Source organism: Streptococcus sp. 3874 (genome assembly GCF_013276425.1).
Taxonomy (GTDB): domain Bacteria; phylum Bacillota; class Bacilli; order Lactobacillales; family Streptococcaceae; genus Streptococcus; species Streptococcus pseudopneumoniae.
The window spans coordinates 1-2,087 of sequence record NZ_VMLA01000118.1; the positions used below are offsets into that span (position 1 = coordinate 1).

3 protein-coding genes and 1 pseudogene are annotated in these 2,087 nt (G+C 34.4%); 3 read left to right on the forward strand and 1 reads right to left on the reverse strand.

Going from position 1 to position 2,087, the window contains the following annotated elements:
- The 3 genes and pseudogenes from HT703_RS10455 to HT703_RS10465 form a co-directional block, all read left to right on the forward strand.
- Positions 1-299 (forward strand): annotated as a pseudogene (locus tag HT703_RS10455) (autolysin); the annotation flags it as partial.
- A gap of 176 nt (positions 300-475) precedes the next feature.
- Complete coding sequence (locus tag HT703_RS10460) at positions 476-682, forward strand: hypothetical protein (protein WP_000917045.1); 207 nt, start codon at positions 476-478, stop codon at positions 680-682.
- The gene (locus tag HT703_RS10465; protein WP_000379281.1) at positions 666-1,097 is read left to right on the forward strand and encodes a DUF2335 domain-containing protein; all 432 of its coding nucleotides are present in this window, start codon (positions 666-668) and stop codon (positions 1,095-1,097) included. The genes HT703_RS10460 and HT703_RS10465 overlap by 17 nt, the downstream gene beginning before the upstream one ends.
- A gap of 186 nt (positions 1,098-1,283) precedes the next feature.
- Here HT703_RS10465 and HT703_RS10470 read toward each other — a convergent pair whose 3' ends face one another.
- The gene (locus HT703_RS10470; RefSeq protein WP_000109850.1) at positions 1,284-1,472 is read right to left on the reverse strand and encodes a hypothetical protein; all 189 of its coding nucleotides are present in this window, start codon (positions 1,470-1,472) and stop codon (positions 1,284-1,286) included.
- Positions 1,473-2,087 lie beyond the last annotated feature (615 nt).

The following is a 2,087-nucleotide window of genomic DNA, read 5'->3' on the forward strand; positions in this document are numbered from 1 at the left end:
GGAAGAAGCACACAGATGGTAATTGGTACTGGTTTGACCAGTCAGGTGAAATGGCGACAGGCTGGAAGAAAATCGCTGAGAAGTGGTATTATTTCGACGTAGAGGGCGCTATGAAGACAGGATGGGTCAAGTACAAAGATACTTGGTATTACCTTGACGGTAAAGAAGGTGCTATGGTATCAAACGCCTTTATCCAGTCTGCGGACGGAACAGGCTGGTACTACCTCAAACCAGACGGAACAATGGCAGACAAGCCAGAGTTCACAGTAGAGCCAGACGGCTTGATTACGACTAAATAATTTAAAAAAATAAAAGGAAAGGAAAACTTTTCTAAAATGTTTATCTACCCCACAGGACTTGTCCTTGTGGGGATTTTTTTGTTAAAAAGAGTAAGAAACATTGACTTTTTTAAAGAAAGATGTCATAATCAAGTTAATTCAAAAAAATATTATGGAGCGAGTAGGAGGAATTTGGGATGTTAAAAAATACAAAACAACCTCAATACTTTAAGTCTTTTTTACTTGGTATGACAGCAATTGTATTGCCTGTTTTTAGCTTTAACCAGAACATTTCGAAAGTAAAAGCTGATACAGTCCCAGACTGGAAGAAAGTCAAAAGTGATTACAAGAAATCAACGATGGGCATTCAGAAAGAGGTAATGAAATTTGGATACCGAGAATAAAGATTTGATTGAAGTCAATAATATTGTTGATGAAGTCGAGCGCTTACCACATGAACAGCGTCAAGTAGTTTTACAGAAGTTGGAAATCTATCAAGGTGACCTACCTCATCCAGATATTCTCAAAGGATATAAAGAGCTATATCCGGATGCTGCTCAAAAGATTATTGATAATGGTATTGCAGAAAGCCAACATCGTAGAGAGATGGAAGATAAATACTTATCAGGGAATATTGCTTCTCATAAATTGGGACAGTTATTTGGCTTTTTAATCGCCCTCGTTGTTATTATTGGTGGAATTTACTTAATAGCAACAGATAAACAAATTGCAGGTAGTGTCTTAACTGGAACTACTGCATTAGGGCTAATTGGTTTGTTTACAGGGAATAATCAAAATAAAAACAAAGACAAAGAATAATTTTTCACCGCAGGCTCAGGCTTGCGGTTTTTTTATTTTTCAAAAACACACATTTTGAACGATTAGAAAGCAAAATCACAATCCTATTGTTCAAAAAAGCGTTTACATGAAGAATATGGAGAGGAAATCGTGGTGTATTATTGTCAAAAACGGTGTTTTGTTAAAAATAAAAAACAGTGACCGAAATCACTGCTTTTTAAGTTCCTGGGCGTATGTTATCATGCTGATAGCGTGTTTTAGACGCATATTCATAATATCCGATACACCATTTTTATACTTGTCCACGGCCTGAATAGACATGCCACAGTTTTTGCTAATAGCATAGGCTGTGGCGTTGTCTAAAAGCCAGCGGATAGCTTCAATATCTACTGACATATATTACCTCGTAAAATACCAAACTGCAAATAGGAGTAGAAGAAGTCCAATAATAAATTCAACTTTTTCACGCTTGGTGGTTTTTCTAACTTTAAGATTTACTTTCATTGTTTTTCCTGTTATAATTTAAGTACACCCCCGAAGGGGTGGATAGTGATTTTTCACTATCCAAATTCGATGTGCCATTCAAAGCTGATTATAAATAAGTTTATTTTGACTACTAGCTTATTTGTTTTTGCTTTGAGTGGTTTCTTTTTGAACTTAAACATTTCATGTTCCTTTCTACTAGTTTCCTTGTCTAAGGTTTCCTCCTTAACCTTATGTATCCATTATACAACTTTGGTTGCATAATGTCAATAGTTTTGATGGAGTTTTTTTATTTTATTTTTAAAAGACTGTGAGTAATCACGGTTTTCTATTTATAAACTATTAGAATTAAATTGCAACCTTCTCAACTATACGGGCAAAGATGATTGTAAAAATGAATACGAAGATGAATACGATTTAAAAAAACGATGGAAATTAGTGTAAATGATTTTAACGAAAAATAAGTAAAAACTCAACTATTTACAAGTGATGATAACTATTTGTAAACGTTTTTCACTTATGGTATAA

Coding starts and splice junctions, on each gene's coding strand:
- HT703_RS10460 (WP_000917045.1), top strand. CDS start 476: ATGTTAAAAAATACAAAACAACCTCAATACTTTAAGTCTTTTTTACTT.
- HT703_RS10470 (WP_000109850.1), bottom strand. CDS start 1,472: ATGTCAGTAGATATTGAAGCTATCCGCTGGCTTTTAGACAACGCCACA.